Annotated in this window: 13 protein-coding genes and 2 pseudogenes; 10 read left to right on the top strand and 5 right to left on the bottom strand. The window is 70.3% G+C overall.

Annotated features, from left to right (window positions below):
- Nucleotides 1-190 precede the first annotated feature (190 nt).
- On the top strand, nucleotides 191-613 hold the full coding sequence (locus tag ABZO29_RS10275) for a hypothetical protein (RefSeq protein ID WP_367319831.1): 423 nt from the start codon (nucleotides 191-193) through the stop codon (nucleotides 611-613).
- Here ABZO29_RS10275 and ABZO29_RS10270 read toward each other — a convergent pair.
- The gene (locus ABZO29_RS10270; protein WP_367319830.1) at nucleotides 595-1425 is read right to left on the bottom strand and encodes a helix-turn-helix domain-containing protein; all 831 of its coding nucleotides are present in this window, start codon (nucleotides 1423-1425) and stop codon (nucleotides 595-597) included. The two genes, ABZO29_RS10275 and ABZO29_RS10270, sit on opposite strands and share 19 nt — an antisense overlap.
- A 29-nt stretch (nucleotides 1426-1454) precedes the next feature.
- Between ABZO29_RS10270 and ABZO29_RS10265 the strand changes: the two genes are divergently transcribed.
- From ABZO29_RS10265 to ABZO29_RS10250, 4 genes and pseudogenes are all read left to right on the top strand, one after another.
- Nucleotides 1455-2525: an ADP-ribosylglycohydrolase family protein gene (locus ABZO29_RS10265; RefSeq protein ID WP_367319829.1), complete on the top strand. Its 1071-nt coding sequence runs from the start codon at nucleotides 1455-1457 to the stop codon at nucleotides 2523-2525.
- An 85-nt stretch (nucleotides 2526-2610) separates the two neighbouring features.
- Nucleotides 2611-2916: a 4a-hydroxytetrahydrobiopterin dehydratase gene (locus tag ABZO29_RS10260; RefSeq protein WP_367319828.1), complete on the top strand. Its 306-nt coding sequence runs from the start codon at nucleotides 2611-2613 to the stop codon at nucleotides 2914-2916.
- A 30-nt stretch (nucleotides 2917-2946) separates the two neighbouring features.
- Nucleotides 2947-3690 carry a class I SAM-dependent methyltransferase gene (locus ABZO29_RS10255; RefSeq protein WP_367319827.1) on the top strand — a complete coding sequence of 248 codons (744 nt, stop codon included), beginning with the start codon at nucleotides 2947-2949 and terminating at the stop codon, nucleotides 3688-3690.
- A gap of 206 nt (nucleotides 3691-3896) precedes the next feature.
- Nucleotides 3897-4294, top strand: a pseudogene (locus tag ABZO29_RS10250) (rhamnogalacturonan lyase); the annotation flags it as partial.
- A gap of 137 nt (nucleotides 4295-4431) precedes the next feature.
- On the opposite strand, the pseudogene ABZO29_RS10245 reads toward ABZO29_RS10250, so the two are convergent.
- A pseudogene (locus ABZO29_RS10245) lies at nucleotides 4432-4857 on the bottom strand (cellulose binding domain-containing protein); the annotation flags it as partial.
- Between the two features lie 83 nt (nucleotides 4858-4940).
- Nucleotides 4941-7856: a glycoside hydrolase family 48 protein gene (locus tag ABZO29_RS10240; RefSeq protein WP_367319826.1), complete on the bottom strand. Its 2916-nt coding sequence runs from the start codon at nucleotides 7854-7856 to the stop codon at nucleotides 4941-4943.
- Nucleotides 7857-8105: 249 nt separating this feature from the next.
- Here ABZO29_RS10240 and ABZO29_RS10235 point away from each other — a divergent pair, with 249 nt between their 5' ends.
- Both ABZO29_RS10235 and ABZO29_RS10230 read left to right on the top strand, forming a co-directional pair.
- Entirely contained in the window at nucleotides 8106-9572 is a 1467-nt protein-coding gene (locus ABZO29_RS10235) for a cellulase family glycosylhydrolase (protein ID WP_367319825.1), read from the top strand.
- Between the two features lie 27 nt (nucleotides 9573-9599).
- Nucleotides 9600-11318 (top strand): glycoside hydrolase family 6 protein, encoded by a 1719-nt coding sequence (locus ABZO29_RS10230; protein ID WP_367319824.1) that lies wholly within the window; start codon nucleotides 9600-9602, stop codon nucleotides 11316-11318.
- A 29-nt stretch (nucleotides 11319-11347) separates the two neighbouring features.
- Here the strand turns inward: ABZO29_RS10230 and ABZO29_RS10225 are convergent, their stop codons facing one another.
- A complete protein-coding gene (locus ABZO29_RS10225) occupies nucleotides 11348-12118 on the bottom strand; it encodes a phytanoyl-CoA dioxygenase family protein (protein ID WP_367319823.1) in 771 nt (256 codons plus the stop codon).
- Nucleotides 12119-12278: 160 nt separating this feature from the next.
- Between ABZO29_RS10225 and ABZO29_RS10220 the strand changes: the two genes are divergently transcribed.
- The 3 genes from ABZO29_RS10220 (at nucleotide 12279) to ABZO29_RS10210 (ending at nucleotide 14663) form a co-directional block, all read left to right on the top strand.
- Entirely contained in the window at nucleotides 12279-13142 is an 864-nt protein-coding gene (locus tag ABZO29_RS10220) for a methyltransferase (RefSeq protein WP_367319822.1), read from the top strand.
- A gap of 95 nt (nucleotides 13143-13237) precedes the next feature.
- The gene (locus tag ABZO29_RS10215) at nucleotides 13238-13939 is read left to right on the top strand and encodes an SDR family oxidoreductase (protein WP_367319821.1); all 702 of its coding nucleotides are present in this window, start codon (nucleotides 13238-13240) and stop codon (nucleotides 13937-13939) included.
- Nucleotides 13940-14051: 112 nt separating this feature from the next.
- A complete protein-coding gene (locus tag ABZO29_RS10210) occupies nucleotides 14052-14663 on the top strand; it encodes a hypothetical protein (protein ID WP_367319820.1) in 612 nt (203 codons plus the stop codon).
- Nucleotides 14664-15111: 448 nt separating this feature from the next.
- Here ABZO29_RS10210 and ABZO29_RS10205 read toward each other — a convergent pair whose 3' ends face one another.
- Nucleotides 15112-15948 (bottom strand): aldo/keto reductase, encoded by an 837-nt coding sequence (locus ABZO29_RS10205; RefSeq protein ID WP_367319819.1) that lies wholly within the window; start codon nucleotides 15946-15948, stop codon nucleotides 15112-15114.

Genomic DNA, 15948 nt, shown 5'->3' with positions numbered 1-15948 from the left:
CCGGCGAAGCTCTCACGGCGACGGGACGAGGTACTCGACACTCCCGGGGCTTGCTTCGGCCATTACCTCATGCGTAATCGACCGTCAGGCCCTGGCGAGGGAGGGTGGTGACACCGGTTTCCGGGCCGGCGCACTCCGGCCCGGAAACCGGCCCCACCAGCGACCCGACCCCGACGGAGGGTGATTCGTCATGTCCGTGACCCAGCAGGCCCTGGCCCGGACGGCCCGGCCGCACCTCGCGCTGCGCCGCTTTCTCGCCCTGGACGCGGTGGTGACCGGGGCGAATGCCATCGCCTACCTCGCCGCCTCCGGTCCGCTGGGCCGCTTCCTCGGGATCGACTCGGGGCTGCTGATCGGACTCGGCGCCTTCCTCGCGGTGTACGCGGCGGGCGTGGGCCTGCTCGCCTCCCGGACCCGTCCGGCCACGCTGCCGGTCAGGGCCGTGGTCGAGGCCAACCTCGCCTGGGCGGTGCTGAGTTGCGTCGCCCTGGTCCTGTGGCTGTCGCCGTCGGCGGCGGGCGCGGTGTGGACGGTGCTGCAGGCGGTCACCGTCGCCGGGTTCGCCGCGCTGCAGCACATGAGCCTGAAGACCTGTCAGGTCATCAGTGAGTGAAGGTACTTGACCGTCGCCGGGTCGGCCGGGAGCAGCGTCTCGATGGCCAGCTCGGCGACCGTCACGTCCATGGGCGTGTTGAACGTCGAGATCGACGAGATGAACGACAGCGTCCGGCCCTCGTGCTCGATCCGCATCGGCAGAGCGAAGTACGCGACGGGCTGCGCCGGTTCGTCGTCGGCCGCGTCCTTGGGCACCGGGTAGGCAGACACCTCCTCGTACAGCGCCCGCAGCGGCTCGAAGCGGTGCAGGGCGATCTGCCGCTCCATTTGGGTGAGCAGATGCCCGCGCCACTCACGGAGGTTGCGGATACGGGGCGCGAGGCCCTCGGGGTGCAGCGTCAGCCGCATCGCGTTCAGCGGCGGCTTCAGGAGGAACTCGGGGATTCCGTCCAGCAGCATCGTGATGCCCCGGTTCGCCGCCACCACCTGATAGGTCGCGTCGACGACGAGCGCAGGGTAGGGCTCGTAGCCCTGGATCAGCCGCTCCATGCCCTCACGCAGCGCCTCCAGCGCCGGGTCGTCCAGCGGGGTCTCCGGGTAGTGCGGGGCATAACCGGCCGCGAGGAGCAGGGCGTTGCGCTCCCGGACGGGAACGTCCAGATGCTCGGCCAGCCGCAGCACCATCTCCTCGCTCGGCCGGGACCGGCCCGTCTCGATGAAGCTGACGTGCCGTGCGGAGGATCCGGCCCGCAACGCCAACTCCAGCTGACTGACCCGCCGCCGCTCCCGCCAGGCCCGCAGCAGCGGGCCGATGCGCTTGTCCGCGGGGGTGGCGGCTCGGGCTGCGTTGCCGGTCGCGACAATGGTCATACGGACGACCGTAGTCGAGGAGCGCGGGTATGAACGAGTGGCGCAAACCGTCCCTGGAGGCCGCGGCGGTGTACCGCGCCCGAGTACGGGGCTGTCTCCTCGGCGGAGCGCTGGGCGACGCCCTCGGCTACCCCGTCGAGTTCTCCTCCCTCGACCGCATCCGCGCGACGTACGGCGAGAGGGGCGTGACCCGGCTGGTGCCGGACGGCGAGGGGGCCGTCGGCCGCATCAGCGACGACACCCAGATGACGTTGTTCACGGTGGAGGGCCTGCGCCAGGCGGTCGGGCGGGCCCGGAGCAAGGGCATCGGCGGCGCGGAGACCACCCTGGTGCGGAGGGCGTACGGGCGCTGGCTCGAGACCCAGACCAGGCCGGGACCGGACGAGGGGCCGAACCACGGCCTGCTCGCCGAACCCTGGCTGTACGCCCGCCGGGCCCCCGGGAACGCCTGCCTGTCCGGGCTCGCCCAGGACCACGTGCCCGACCCCTGGGCCGAACTGGGCGCGCCCGGCCCGGTCAACGCCGACTCCAAGGGCTGCGGGGCGGTCATGCGCTCGGCACCCTTCGGCCTGGTGGCCAAGGCACCCGCCGGCCGCGCCTTCGACCTCGCCGCCCGCTGCGCCCAGACGACGCACGGCCACCCCACCGGCTACTACGCGGCCGGCGCGCTCGCCGCCATCGTGTCGTACGTGATCGCAGGGGACTCCGTGGAGGGCGCCGTCCTGCGCACCCTGCGCCTGCTCGGTCGGCACCGCGGGCACGACGAGACCTCGGCCGCCCTGAACCGAGCCCTCGACCTGGCGGCCGAGGGCGGGCCGGCCCCCGAGAAGGTGGAGAAGCTCGGCGCGGGCTGGGTCGCCGAGGAGGCGCTCGCGATCGGGGTCTACGCGGCGCTGGCCACGCACCGCGTCGAGGACGCCCTCCTGCTGGCCGTCAATCATTCGGGTGACAGCGACTCCACCGGTTCCATCTGCGGCAACATCCTCGGCGCACTGCACGGCGACGTCGGGCTGCCGCACACATGGGTGGAGCGGGTGGAGGGGCGCGCCCGGATCGCCGCGCTCGCCGACGATCTGGCGGCCGAATGCCTTCATGACTGAGGCCGGGGCCCTTCTGACCAGGGCCGCGGCAGGTGTCCTGTGGCACGCTGGACAGGTACGCGACATCCAGGAAGGGAGCCGGGCCATGGCCGTCGAACCGCTGTCGCAGAAGGAGATCGAGGACCGGCTGGCCGAGCTGCCGGGCTGGTCGCTCGACGGGGACCGCCTGACCCGCTCCTACCGGCTGGCCTCCCACTTCGCGGCGACCGCGCTGGTCATCCACATCGCCCAGGTCCAGGACGAGCTCGACCACCACTCGGACCTCACGCTCGGCTACAACACCGTCCAGCTCTCCGTGAACACGCACAGCGTGGGCGGAGCCGTCACCGAACTCGACTTCCAACTCGCGCACAGGGTGGAGGAACTGGCGCCGGGGCACGGGGCGCGCTGACGCGCACCGGGCTGCGAGCGAGGACCACCAGTGCTGGACTACGACAAGGAAGCCGAGCGGTACGACGGTCTGCGCGGCGGCGAGCCCAGGGCGGCCGCCGCCGCGGAGGGCGTCCTGAGCCTGGTACCGCACCAGGCGCGCAGTCTGCTCGACGTCGCCTGCGGCACGGGCATCGTGACCCGGCGGATCGCAGCCGGCCGGGACGGCATGCGTGTGACCGGCGTCGACCTGGCCGAGGCGATGGCCCGGCAGGCCGCCGCCCGGCTCCCCGGTGCCGTGGTGCGCGCCGACAGCCGCCGGCTGCCGTTCCGGGACGGCGAGTTCGACGCCGTGAGCAGCGTGTGGCTGCTGCACCTCGCGGAGACCCACGACGAGGCGCGCACCATCGTCGCCGAGTGCGCCCGTGTGCTGCGGCCCGGCGGCGTGTACGTCACGACGGTCGACAAGGCCGCCTCGCACAACGTCGGCAGCGACATCGACGCCGTGCTCGCCTCAAGGCCGCGCCATGCGGCCCGCGACGAGGCCGCGCGGGTGGAGTCGTACGCCGTCGAACACGGCCTCGGGCCGTGGGGCCGGGCGCGTTTCGCCGGCCGGGGCCAGGGCCGCAGCCCGCGCCGCACGGTCGCGGACCTGCGGCGCGGCTGGTTCGTCACCCTGCCGCCGGGCGAGCCCCTCGCCGACCGGTTCGCCGCACGCCTGCAGGCCCTCCCCGACCAGGACCGGCCCCGCCCGGACCCCGAGTTCAAGCTACGGGCGTTCCGGAAGGACGGCTGAAATTCGCCCGTACGTTGTTGCCTTCGCGGGGGTGGGCGGTCCTCTCGGCGCAGGTCGGCTGTCTGTGGCCCGTCCGGCGTTTGAGGACGAGGCCGTTCAGGCCGAAGAGTGTCTGGGGGCACAGCCCCCAGTGGCCGGCGCAGCGTCCTGCGGGCGGCGGCGACTGAGGGAACGGAACCCGGCCGTCCTCCCAGGAGGTACGTCTCGTGCAGGACCCGCACAAGCACCGCAGACGCCGTACCGTCGTCCTCGCCGCGGCGACCGCCGCGGCGGCCCTGATCGGCGCCGGACTGACCGGAGTCGTCACCGGCAGTGCCGAGGCGGCCACCGCCCGGCAGGTGGAGGCGCTCGACCGGGGCATGGTCAGCGTCCACACCGACAGCGGCAACCTGGTCGGCCGGCGCCGGCTCGGCACCGACCCCGAGGGCGTGTCCTCCAACGTCTACCGCGCCGGTACGAAGGTCAACTCGGCGCCCCGGCCCAGGCCGACTACACGGTCCGCGCGATCGTGAACGGCGTGGAGCAGGGCGACTGGGTCCACGCGATCCAGTTCCGCACCGGCTACAAGGACGTGCCGATCAGCCCGCCGGTGGGCGGCACGACGGCAACGACGAACCGAGCCCACCCCCGAAGACGCGGGCAGCAGCGAAGACATCAAGTGACGGCACAGCCCCCGACCCGAGAGCTTCAGTTCAAGAGGCCGGGGGCTCACGTCGTTCGGGGTCGGGGCACCCCGGATGATCAGTTCACGGCGCAGCTCTGCTCACCCAGCCTGAACGACGTCGGTTTCGTGTTCGACCCCGACCAACTGCCCGTGAAGCCGAAGCTCACGGACGAGCCGGCCGTCACATTCGCGTTCCAGCTCACGTTCTTCGCCGTCACCGTCGAACCCGACTGCGTGTACTCGGCGTTCCAGAGTTGGGAGACCGTCTGGCCGTTCGGGAAGGTCCAGTTGAGGGACCAGCCCGACCAGGCGCTCGTGCCCGTGTTGGCGAGCAGGACGTCCGCCTGGTAGCCGCCCGTCCACTGGTTGGTGATCTTGTAGGTCACCGTGCAGGCGCCCGTCGGGGTGGGAGTGGGGTCGGTGCCGCCACCGCCGCCTCCGTCTCCGCCGCCCGTGTCCGACGTGTCGCCGTAGATGACACCCCGGCCGTTCGTGGAGCCATGTGGAGGGGGAGTGCGAAACGACCGGGCGGTCCCCTGTGCGGGTGGGGACCGCCCGGCCCTGTACGCGGAGCCTTAGCGGGGACTTATTCGAGGAGCTCCGCGTACGAGCCCATGGCCAGGGCGATGTCCGCCTCGGCCCAGAACCGGTGGTACGTGAACACGGGCGCGGCCCCGCCCGCCAGATAGCTCTCGATCTTCGACCAGGCCGGGTCGTTCTTGTAGAAGGACCGCAGCGAGGTGAAGGTCGAGGAGGAGTTGATCGTGTCGCCGTTCGGCATCGTGCCGCTCCAGCCGCTCGGGACGTACACGCCGTCGTCGAAGCGGTTGTAGTCGGCGCGGGTCTCCGGGACGGCGATGCCCAGGCTGTCCTGGTGGTTGGCCCACATGCCGTCGAGCAGCGCCTTCGCCTTCGTCGCCGCCTCGGTGTCACCGGAGCGGTCGGCGTAGTACGTCAGGGTCTTGGCGTAGGCGGCGGTCACACCGACGTCGTTGGTGTAGTCGGCGACCGTGACGTGAAGTCCCGCGTTGGCTCCGGGACTTGACGCGTTCCAGGTGTCGGGCTGGCCCGACCACTGCAGCGTGGAGGGGATCAGATAGGTGCCGTCCGGGTTGATCGTGGTCTTGGACAGCGCCCAGTCCACCCACTTGTCGAGGACCGCCTTCGCGGTGGCGTTCCCCGTCTGCTGGTAGTACTCGGCGACCCGCTCCATCGACCACGCCTGGAAGCCGAACCACTGGTTGGACGGCGGGTCGTGGTAGACGGGCTGCCAGTCGTAGTACATGCCGTAGAAGGTCGACGTACCCGCCGGGGGAGTCGCGTACCGGCCGGCCCAGCTGTTCGTCGCACCGCCCGCGATGGCTCCCTCGTCCGACTGCAGCCAGCGGTAGAACTCCAGCTGCCGCTGCAGCGACTTGGCCCAGTCCGCCTGTCCCGTCGCCGACTTGGGCCTCAGATCGGCATAGGAGCTGAGCGCGTAGGCCGCCAGCGGGTTCTGGTAGCCGCCGTGGGTGTGGCTGGAGCCGATGCGCCAGGCCCATCCGGCGCTCGAGTCCGTGGCGCCGCCCCACGCGTAGTACCAGGACAGCAGGTAGTGCGAGGCGTCCTTGCCGGTGCCCGCCGGACAGGCGGAGGCGCCGACGCAGTTGCCGATCTTCTTGAAGTACTTGTCGTACATCGAGTAGCGCAGGTAGTCGCCCATCTTCGCCGCCTTGGCGACGACACCGGACACGTCACCGCCCTTGCCCTGCTGCTTCGCCCACACGTCCGCCCAGTACGCGGCCTGCACGGCCCGCGCGTCGGCGTCGGGGGCGTTGGTGTACTTCCACTGCTCGGCGTACGACGAGTCACCGGTGAAGAGGTCCAGATACCCGTTCGTGCCGCCGTACTTGAAGGCGTCGCAGGTCGGCTGCGGCACCGTCTCCCACACCGACTCCTGCGCGCCGCGCTGGAAGGTGTTGATGTACGACGGTCCGGTGGCCGTCGGTCCGGCCTCGCACTTGCCGGGCTCGTTGCCGTAGCCGTAGACGTTGTCGACGTCCTGCAGCCAGTGCATGCCGTACACGTCGTCCGTGCCGTACGCGCTCCTCAGTTCGGCCGCGATCGGGTCCGAGCCGACCGAGACGCCGGTGTCGAGCCGGGCCGGGTACTCGCCCGGGGTGTCGAGTTCGGGCGCGTAGGTCGCGGGCTTCGACGCGTTGTAGAAGGAGTTGGTCGGCTGGTCGGCGTGGGTCGGGATCATGTACTTCTCCATGAGATCCCAGGCGCCGTTGAACCTGGACCAGTCACCGGTGACCTTGCCGTACATCGCCTGCAGCCAGAGAAGGTAGCTGTAGGCCTCCGACGTGGTCTCGTGGCCGTGGTCCGGGGCCTCGACGATCAGCGTCTCGACCGAGTGGTAGGGGATGCCCTCGGGTGAGAAGTAGCCGTTCGCCGGGTTGGTGATCTTGCCGTAGAGCTCCAGGAAGCGGGCGTCGTACGCCTTCGTCCCGGCGATCTGGGTGGCGGTGACCGTGGCCTTCGCGTGGCCGGTGGCCGTCGATTCGAAGGTGGCCGAGCCGGTGCCGGTGGCGGCGGCCGTGATGGTCACCTTCTGCGCGGTGTTCCAGTTCGACGGGGTGAAGACGAGCGAGGCTCCGCCGGTCACGGTGAGGCCCGTGTTGCCGCTCGTGCGGGCGGTCGTGACGGTCACGTCGGCGGACGGCTGCGTCGACAGCTTCACGTCGTAGGTGCCCGTCCTGCCCTGCTGCACGGGCAGCTGGGTCGGCGAGGCGACCACGGCGGGACCGGAGGCGACCGTGATGCCGACCGGCGTGGACTCCGCGGAGGCGCCCAGGCTGTCGTAGGCCTTCGCGAGCAGGGAATGACTGCCCACGGTCAAGCCGGAGGCCGAGAGCGAGTAGGGCGCGCTCGTGTCCGTGCCCAGCAGCGTGGTGTCGTCGTAGAACTCGACCTTGGTGACGGTCGCGTCGTCGGCGGCCGCGGCGGTGGCCGCGAGCGGGACCGCGTCGCCCTGGGTGTAGACGGCGCCTGCGGCGGGGCTGGTCAGGACGGTGATGGGCGGCTGGTGCGCGCCCGTGCAGGTGGTGCCGTTGATCGCGAAGGAGGCGGGGGCGGCGTTCGTGCCGCTGTAGGTGAACTGCGCGCCCGTGCTCACCGCCGCCCCGGCGGCGATCGTGCCGTTGTACGTGGCGTTCTGCACGGTGACCGACTGACCGGACTGGGACCAGACGCCGTTCCAGCCGTTGGTCAGCTTCTGGTTGCCCGTGTAGCCGTACGTCAGCGTCCAGCCGCTGATGGTGTCGGTGCCGCGGTTGGTGATCGTCAGGTCCGCGGTGAAGCCGGAGCCCCAGTCGTTCGTCCTGTAGTCGACGCTGCACTGAAGTGCCGCCGCCTGAGCGGGAGTCGATCCCGTGCTCAGCAGCGCGAGGGGAAGCGTGAGCGCCGCGACCGCGGCGGTCCACATTCGCCGTGCGGCTCTGCGTCTGCGTGGGGGATGCACTGCTGGTTCCTCCTTGCGGCTCGGAGAAGTCAAGGCTTGAACCAGTGGGAGCGCTCCCATAGTGGGGACGGGAAATCAAGGGGTCAAGATGCTTGAAGAGTCGAAAAGATTCGACGGGAGGTGCCGAGGGAAAGTCGGCACCTCCCCTGTTCTTTGCCACCACTTGGCGCTAGCTTCATTGACACCAGTGGGAGCGATTCCATCAGTCGACGCGTCCGTCACGACGCGCTGAGCTGCAAGGAGTCGCTCATGCGACACCCCCCGCGTTCAGTACTTTTAGCCGTCGCCGGTTCGGTCGCCCTCGTCGCGGGCGCGACCCTGCCGGTCGTCACGGCGCAGGGAGCCACGTCCGTCTGCACGGTGGAGTACTCCGTCACCAGTCAGTGGGACACCGGCTTCCAGGGCGCCGTGAAAATCACCAACAACGCTGCCGCCGTGAGCGGTTGGAGCCTCACCTTCGACTTCGCGGACGGTCAGAAGGTCACCCAGGGCTGGAGCGCCAAGTGGTCCCAGTCCGGTACGACCGTGACCGCGGCCAACGAGAGCTGGAACGGCTCGCTGGGCACCGGCGCGAGCGTCAGCGCCGGGTTCCTCGCCTCCAGGTCGGGGACCAACGCCGTACCGACGACGTTCCAACTGAACGGCACGACCTGCAACGTCGACACCGAGCCGACCCCGACCGACCCGCCGGACCCCGGTGGCACACCGCCCGCCCTGCACGTCTCCGGGAACAAGCTCGTGGACGCCGCGGGCGCCACCCGCAGGCTGCTCGGCGTGAACCGTTCCGGCGGAGAGTTCATGTGCGTCCAGGGCTACGGCATCTGGGACGGCCCGGTCGACGACGCCGCGATCAAGGCGATCGCCGACTGGAAGGCCAACACCGTCCGCATCCCGCTCAACGAGGAGTGCTGGCTCGGCCTTTCCAACATCAAACCCGAGTACGGCGGCACCAACTACGTCAACGCGGTCAAGGACCTGGTGGCCCGCGTCGAGGCGCACGGCATGACGCCGATGCTCGAACTCCACTGGTCCTGGGGCCAGTACACCGGCAACTCGGCCGGCTGCTCCGACGTGCACGCCGGCTGCCAGAAGCCGATGCCGAACATGCAGTACACGCCGTCGTTCTGGTCCTCGGTGGCCAGTACGTTCAAGAACGACCCGGCCGTGCTGTTCGACCTGTTCAACGAGCCCTACCCGGACCGCGCCACGTCCACGGCCACCCAGGCGTGGCAGTGCTGGCGCGACGGCGGCACCTGCCCCGGCATCGGCTACGAGGTCGCCGGTATGCAGGACCTGGTCGACGCGATCCGCGCCACCGGTGCCAGTAACCCGATCCTGGCCGGAGGCCTCGCGTACTCCAACGACCTGAGCCAGTGGCTGACGTACAAGCCCACCGATCCCACGGGCAATCTCGTCGCCGCCTACCACGTCTACAACTTCAACACCTGCGCGAACGAGAGCTGCTGGAACTCCACGCTCGCCCCGGTCGCCGCGCAGGTGCCGCTGGTGGCGGGGGAGATCGGCGAGAACACCTGCTCGCACGGGTTCGTCGACCAGGTCATGAAGTGGTTCGACGACCGGAACCTCTCGTATCTGGGCTGGACCTGGAACACCTGGGACTGCTCCTCCGGCCCGTCGCTCATCTCCAACTACGACGGAACCCCCACGTCGTACGGCATCGGGCTGCGCGACCACCTGCGCGCCCTCAACGGATAGTCCTCGACAGACAGGAAACCCGCACTCATGAGCCGTACAAGAACAGCGATGCTCGCCGCCCTGGCGCTGGTCGCCGGGGCATCCGGGACGGCGCTCGCGGTCGTTCCCGGGGACGTCGGCGTCACCGCCGTCCCCTGCACCGTCGACTACAAGGTGCAGAACCAGTGGGACACCGGCTTCACCGCCGCCGTGACCGTCACCAACAACAGTGCCGCCAAGAGCAGTTGGTCGGTGAAGTGGTCGTACGCCGGAAACCAGAGGATCACCAACGCCTGGAACACCAAGCTCACTCAGAGCGGGGCCGCCGTCACCGCCGACAACGAGACCTACAACGGCGCGCTGGCGACCGGCGGTTCGGTCAGTTTCGGATTCCAGGCCTCCTACAGCGGCACCAACGCGATCCCGACCACGTTCACGCTCGACGGCGTGACCTGCAACGTCGACAGCGGCGGACCCACCGACCCGGGCCCGACGGACCCCGGTACCCCGTCCACCAAGGTCGACAACCCGTACGCCGGCGCCAAGGTGTACGTGAACCCGGAGTGGGCCGCGAAGGCGGCCGCCGAGACGGGCGGCAGCCGCGTCTCCAACCAGCCCACCGGCGTCTGGCTCGACCGCATAGCCGCCATCAACGGCGTCAACGGCGGCATGGGTCTGCGCGCCCACCTCGACGCGGCCCTCGCGCAGAAGGGCAGCGGAGAGGAAGTCGTCCAGCTGGTCGTCTACGACCTGCCGGGACGTGACTGCGCGGCCCTCGCCTCGAACGGCGAGCTCGGCCCGACGGAGATCGACAAGTACAAGACGCAGTTCATCGACCCGATCGCGGCGATCCTCGCCGACACCAAGTACAGCTCGCTGCGGATCGTCACCACGATCGAGATCGACTCGCTGCCCAACCTGGTCACCAACACCGGCAGCCGCGCCACCGCCACGCCGCAGTGCGACACGATGCTCGCCAACGGCAACTACGTGAAGGGCGTCGGCTACGCGCTCAACAAGCTCGGCGCGATCCCCAACGTCTACAACTACATCGACGCCGGCCACCACGGCTGGCTCGGCTGGGACGACAACTTCGCCCCCGCCGCCACCCTCTTCAAGCAGGCCGCCACGGCCGAGGGCGCGACGGTCGACGACGTGCACGGCTTCATCACCAACACGGCCAACTACAGCGCCCTGAAGGAGAACAACTTCACCATCAACGACTCGGTGAACGGCACGTCCGTGCGCCAGTCGAAGTGGGTGGACTGGAACCGGTACGTGGACGAGCTGTCGTACGCCCAGGCCTTCCGCAACCAGCTGGTCTCGGTCGGCTTCCACTCCAACATCGGCATGCTGATCGACACCTCGAGGAACGGCTGGGGCGGCACCGCAAGGCCCACCGGCCCCGGCCCGCTGACCAACGTCGACACCTATGTCAACGGCGGCCGCTACGACCGCCGGATCCACGTCGGCAACTGGTGCAACCAGTCCGGCGCCGGGCTCGGCGAGCGGCCCCAGGCCAGTCCGGCCGCCGGGATCGACGCGTACGTGTGGATGAAGCCCCCGGGCGAGTCCGACGGGGCCAGCAGTGCCATCCCGAACGACGAGGGCAAGGGCTTCGACCGCATGTGCGACCCGACGTACACGGGCAACGCCCGCAACGGCAACAACATGTCCGGCGCGCTGCCCAACGCGCCACTGTCCGGGCACTGGTTCTCGGCGCAGTTCCAGCAGCTGATGCAGAACGCGTACCCGCCGCTGTCCTGACTCTTCGAACGGCGATCCGCCGGGGTCGGTCACACGTCCCGACCCAGGCCCCGGCGGATCGCGAACTCCACCGCCGAGTGGTCGCCGTCGGACCGGTCCAGCTCCAGCGGCTCCCGCAGATACAGCGGCGGCTGTGCCATGAAACGGGGACGCGTGCCGTGATGGGGCTGGGCCGCGTGCACCAGAAACGGATGGCAGAGGTAGACGTCACCCGGGCGCCCCGTGGCGTACGCGACGGGGCGGTGGGCGGAGGCCGCGTCCACCTGGGGGCCGAGCTCCATGAAGGAGGCCCCTTCCTCTCCGTACGGCTCGAGGACCGGCGGTACGTCCAGATGCGAACCGACCCTGATCCGGGTCGGGGCGTCGGCCTCGGTCACCTCGCTGAAGAGGAACAGCATCAGCAGGGCGCGCTCCCGGGAGCGGAGGTTGGTGTGCCACAGGGTGGCACCCTCGGGCAGGTAGCTGCCTTCGATGTGCCAGCCCGCGTCGTCCGGCTCCTCCTCGTGCGGGAAACGCAGCGGGAAGCTGCCCAGTGAATAGCGGGGATCCCAGCGCCGTTCGCCCACCAGCAGGTCGAAGGCGTCGTGCAGGACGTGCGTGTTGGGCGCCGCCGCGAAGGGGCCCTGAGCCATGCCGCCCACCCAGACCACCGGGTCCTTCCAGGTCCCGGCATCGTCGGGGTCGTACCCCGTCTCCCGCCACAGCAGCCGCGCGCACCCTTCGGTGACGCGCGGCGGAACGGCGCCCTCGATCTTCACGAACCCGTCCACGAGGAAGCGCTCCACCAGCTCGTCGTCCATCGGGCCATCGTGGGCGAGCGGGTTCCACGGTGCATCTCATTTATCTCCGCCGCCCCGGTATCTCCGCCCGGCGATCTTTTTGCCGCCCCGGCAACACGAGTTGCCCGTCGGCGGTGCGTCGGCGCACGCTGGCGGCACCGAGGACGAGAGGCTGACCACCATGGCGCACCACCACGACCACACCGACATCGACTGGGCCGAGATGGCTCCGCTGCTGGAGTCCCAGGCCGAGCTGTTCACGTCCCTGTACGAGCGGGCCCTGGCCTGGCTGGGGAAGGAGGTGACCGAGCCGGGACTGATCGTCGACGCGGGCAGCGGCCCCGGGGTCGTCTCCGGACTGTTCGCCGAGATGTTCCCGGGTGCCCGGGTGGTGGCCGTCGACAGCTCCGAGCCGCTCCTGGACCGGGCCCGGGCGCGGGCCGAGCGGCTCGGGTTCGCCGACCGCTTCGGCACCCTGGCCGGCGAACTCCCCGGGGTCCTGGTCGACTTGGACTACCCGGCCGACCTGCTGTGGGCCAGCCGGAGCCTGCACCACCTCGGCGACCAGCGCGCGGCCCTCGCCGCCTTCGCCGCCCGGCTCGCGCCCGGCGGCACGCTGGCGATCATGGAGGGCGGCCTGCCGGCGCGGTTCCTGCCCCGTGACATCGGGATCGGGCGGCCCGGCCTGCAGGCCCGCCTCGACGTGCTGGAGGAGGAGTGGTTCGCGCGGATGCGCGCCGACCTCCCCGGCTCCGTCGCCGTGACCGAGGACTGGCCGGCGCTGCTCGGGGCCTCCGGCCTGAAGCACACCCGTAGCCGCACCTTCCTCCTCGACCTGCCCGCACCGGCGTCCGACCGGGCCCGCGCCTACGTCACCGCGTCTCTCACCCGGCTCCGCGACACGTTCGCCGAGGGTCTCGACGCCGAGGACCGCGCCACGCTCGACCGGCTGGTGGACCCCGAGGACGAGGCGAGCGTGCACCGCCGGGCGGACGTCTTCGTCCTGGCGGCCCACACGGTGCACACGGCGGTCCGCACGCACTGAGACCGGCTGCCGCGAAGTCCCTTGAAAGACGCTTGACTTCGAGAGCGCTCCAAGTGATGGACTCCTGGCGTTCACCGAAACGCCAGGGGGTAACCATGACCGAGTCACGCGTCGCACTCATCACCGGCGGCGGCAGCGGAATCGGCGCCGCCGTCGCCCGGCAGCTGCTGAATGCCGGGCACCGGGTTGCTGTCACCGGACGCGGGGAGGCGCGGCTGCGCGGCTTCAAGGAGGAACTCGGCGAGCCCGAGGGCCTGTTGACGATTCCCGGGAACGCGGCCGAGTACGACGACGTCCGGGCGGCCGTGGAGACGACGCTGAAGGAGTTCGGCCGGCTGGACACGGTCGTCGCCAACGCCGGTTCCGCCACCCACGATTCGGTCGCCGAGGGCGACCCGGCCGGGTGGACCGACATGATCCTGACCAACGTGCTGGGACCGGCCCTGCTCATCCGGGCGTCCATCGACGCGCTCAAGGAGACCCGCGGCCGTATCGTCCTGGTCGGCAGTGTCGCCGGGTTCGTGCACACGCCCGGCAACATCTACGGGGCGACGAAGTGGGCGGTGACCGGCCTCGCGGAGAACACCCGCCGCCAGGTCACCGAGTGGGGCGTCGGAGTCACCCTGATCGCGCCCGGCAGGGTGGAGACCCCGTTCTGGGACGGCTACGGAAGCCTGCCGCCCGGCCATCTGCTCACCGCCGACCAGATCGCCGACTCGGTGGTGTGGGCTGTCCGGCAGCCCGACGGGGTCGACGTCAACACCGTCGTCGTACGGCCGATCGGACAGCCCAACTGAGGGCTTCTGTTAGGAAGGTTTCCTTACCAATGCCCGTTGCGGCCGCCTTCCTCCGGTAGAAGACTGGGCCTGTCGGATCTTTCGGATGTACGTGCGTTTCCCGGGAGGCGTCATGTTCGTACGCACCGTCTACGCGACCGGCGATCCAGCACAGATCGACACCGCCATCAGGGCACTGAACAGTCAGGGCCGGGACCTGCTCGAAGAACGCCCGGGATACCGCGGCGCGGGCATTTTCGTTGACCGGGAGCTCGGCAAGATCCTTGCGGTGAGCTGGTGGGACTCGGAGGAGGCCAGGCGTAACAGCGACGAGGTGATGCGTGAACGGCGTGGGTCCCTCCTGGAGCCGTTCGCGGCGACGACGGCCGTCGACAACTACGAGGCGGTCGTCTTCCACCAGGTCCGCCAGCCGAAGGCGGGAGGCGGACTGCGGGTCACCAGGCTGGAGTTCGACCCCCAGGACACCGATCTGCTCGCCGAGACGTTCCGGTCGACGGTGATCCCCAAAGTGGAGCACCTTCCGGGGCTGGCCAGGACGTCCCTGCTCGTCGACCGGGAGCGCGGCCGTGGTCTGGTCGGGGCCCTCTTCACCGACCGCGAGTCGCTCGCCGCGTCCCGCGCGGGCCAGGCGGCGGCCCGGCACGAGGGGGCGGCGAAGGCACATGTCACGGTGACCGGACTGGAGGAGTTCGAGGTCGTCTTCACGGACGTACGCCCCGACTGAGCGGGGCCCCGCATAGGGGCTGAGCCCCGCCGCAACGGTGCTCGGCCCGGAAGGGCCGGCGCTCAGCCGGGCGTACGTCGCGGGATCCGGGCCGAGGCGCCGGTCCTCGTCGAGCGTGCCGATCTTCACCGGGCGTGACTCGCTCGCCGTGTCCCGCGTGGGTCGTCTTCACGCATGTACGGTCCCGCTCCAGCGGTCCCGGGGGCCGGGCTGGGCGACCCCCGGAAGAGTGCTCGGCCCGGAAGGGCCGGCGCTCAGCCGATGTCGAACGTCGCGGGATCCGGGCCGAGGCGCCGGTCCTCGTCGAGCGTGCCGATCTTCACCGGGCGTGACTCGCTCGCCGTGTCCCGCGTGGGTCGTCTTCACGCACGTACGCCCCGACTGAGCGGGGCCCCGGCATGCGGGCTGAGCCCCGCCGCAACGGTGCTCGGCCCGGAAGGGCCGGCGCTCAGCCGATGTCGAACGTCGCGGGATCCGGACCCAGCCGCCGGTCCTCGTCGAGCGCGCTGATCGCCGCCAGGTCCTCGGTGTCCAGACTGAAGTCGAAGACCTCGATGTTCTCCTTGATCCGGGACGGCGTCACCGACTTGGGGATCACGACGAGACCGAGTTGGATGTGCCAGCGCAGGACGACCTGGGCCGGCGTGCGGCCGTGCTTCTGGGCGATGGCCACGATCGCCGGAACCTCGAGAAGGCCCTTGCCGGAGCCGAGCGGTGACCAGGACTCGGTGGCGATGCCCTGCTCCGCGTGGTACTCGCGGGCCGCGCGCTGCTGCAGATGCGGGTGCAGTTCGATCTGGTTGACCGCCGGGACGACCGACGTCTCGGAGATCAGGCGCTCCAGGTGCTCCGGCAGGAAGTTGGAGACTCCGATGGCCCGGATACGGCCGTCGGCGTGGAGCTTCTCGAACGCCTTGTACGTGTCGACGTACTTGTCCCGGGACGGCAGCGGCCAGTGGATCAGGTACAGGTCCACGTAGTCCAGGCCGAGCTTCTCCAGGGACGTGTCGAAGGCACGCAGCGTGGAGTCGTACCCCTGGGCGCTGTTCCAGAGCTTGGTGGTGACGAAGACGTCCTCGCGGGGCACGCCGGAGACGGCGATGGCCTTGCCGGTGCCCACTTCGTTGCCGTAGATCGCCGCTGTGTCGATGCTGCGGTACCCGGCCTCCAGCGCGGTGCCGACCGCCCGCTCCGCCTCGGCGTCCGGCACCTGCCAGACGCCGAAGCCCAGCTGGGGCATCTCGACGCCGTTGTTGAGGATGATCGGGGGGACCTTGCTGCTCAC

This window comes from Streptomyces sp. HUAS ZL42 (assembly GCF_040782645.1).
Classification (GTDB): Bacteria; Actinomycetota; Actinomycetes; order Streptomycetales; family Streptomycetaceae; genus Streptomyces.
This window is presented reverse-complemented; position numbering and strand designations above follow the sequence as displayed.

Excerpts from the sequence above, each read along its gene's own strand:
- ABZO29_RS10275 (WP_367319831.1), top strand. The coding sequence starts at position 191 with ATGTCCGTGACCCAGCAGGCCCTGGCCCGGACGGCCCGGCCGCACCTC.
- ABZO29_RS10270 (WP_367319830.1), bottom strand. The coding sequence starts at position 1,425 with ATGACCATTGTCGCGACCGGCAACGCAGCCCGAGCCGCCACCCCCGCG.
- ABZO29_RS10265 (WP_367319829.1), top strand. The coding sequence starts at position 1,455 with ATGAACGAGTGGCGCAAACCGTCCCTGGAGGCCGCGGCGGTGTACCGC.
- ABZO29_RS10260 (WP_367319828.1), top strand. The coding sequence starts at position 2,611 with ATGGCCGTCGAACCGCTGTCGCAGAAGGAGATCGAGGACCGGCTGGCC.
- ABZO29_RS10235 (WP_367319825.1), top strand. The coding sequence starts at position 8,106 with ATGCGACACCCCCCGCGTTCAGTACTTTTAGCCGTCGCCGGTTCGGTC.
- ABZO29_RS10230 (WP_367319824.1), top strand. The coding sequence starts at position 9,600 with ATGAGCCGTACAAGAACAGCGATGCTCGCCGCCCTGGCGCTGGTCGCC.
- ABZO29_RS10225 (WP_367319823.1), bottom strand. The coding sequence starts at position 12,118 with ATGGACGACGAGCTGGTGGAGCGCTTCCTCGTGGACGGGTTCGTGAAG.
- ABZO29_RS10220 (WP_367319822.1), top strand. The coding sequence starts at position 12,279 with ATGGCGCACCACCACGACCACACCGACATCGACTGGGCCGAGATGGCT.
- ABZO29_RS10215 (WP_367319821.1), top strand. The coding sequence starts at position 13,238 with ATGACCGAGTCACGCGTCGCACTCATCACCGGCGGCGGCAGCGGAATC.
- ABZO29_RS10210 (WP_367319820.1), top strand. The coding sequence starts at position 14,052 with ATGTTCGTACGCACCGTCTACGCGACCGGCGATCCAGCACAGATCGAC.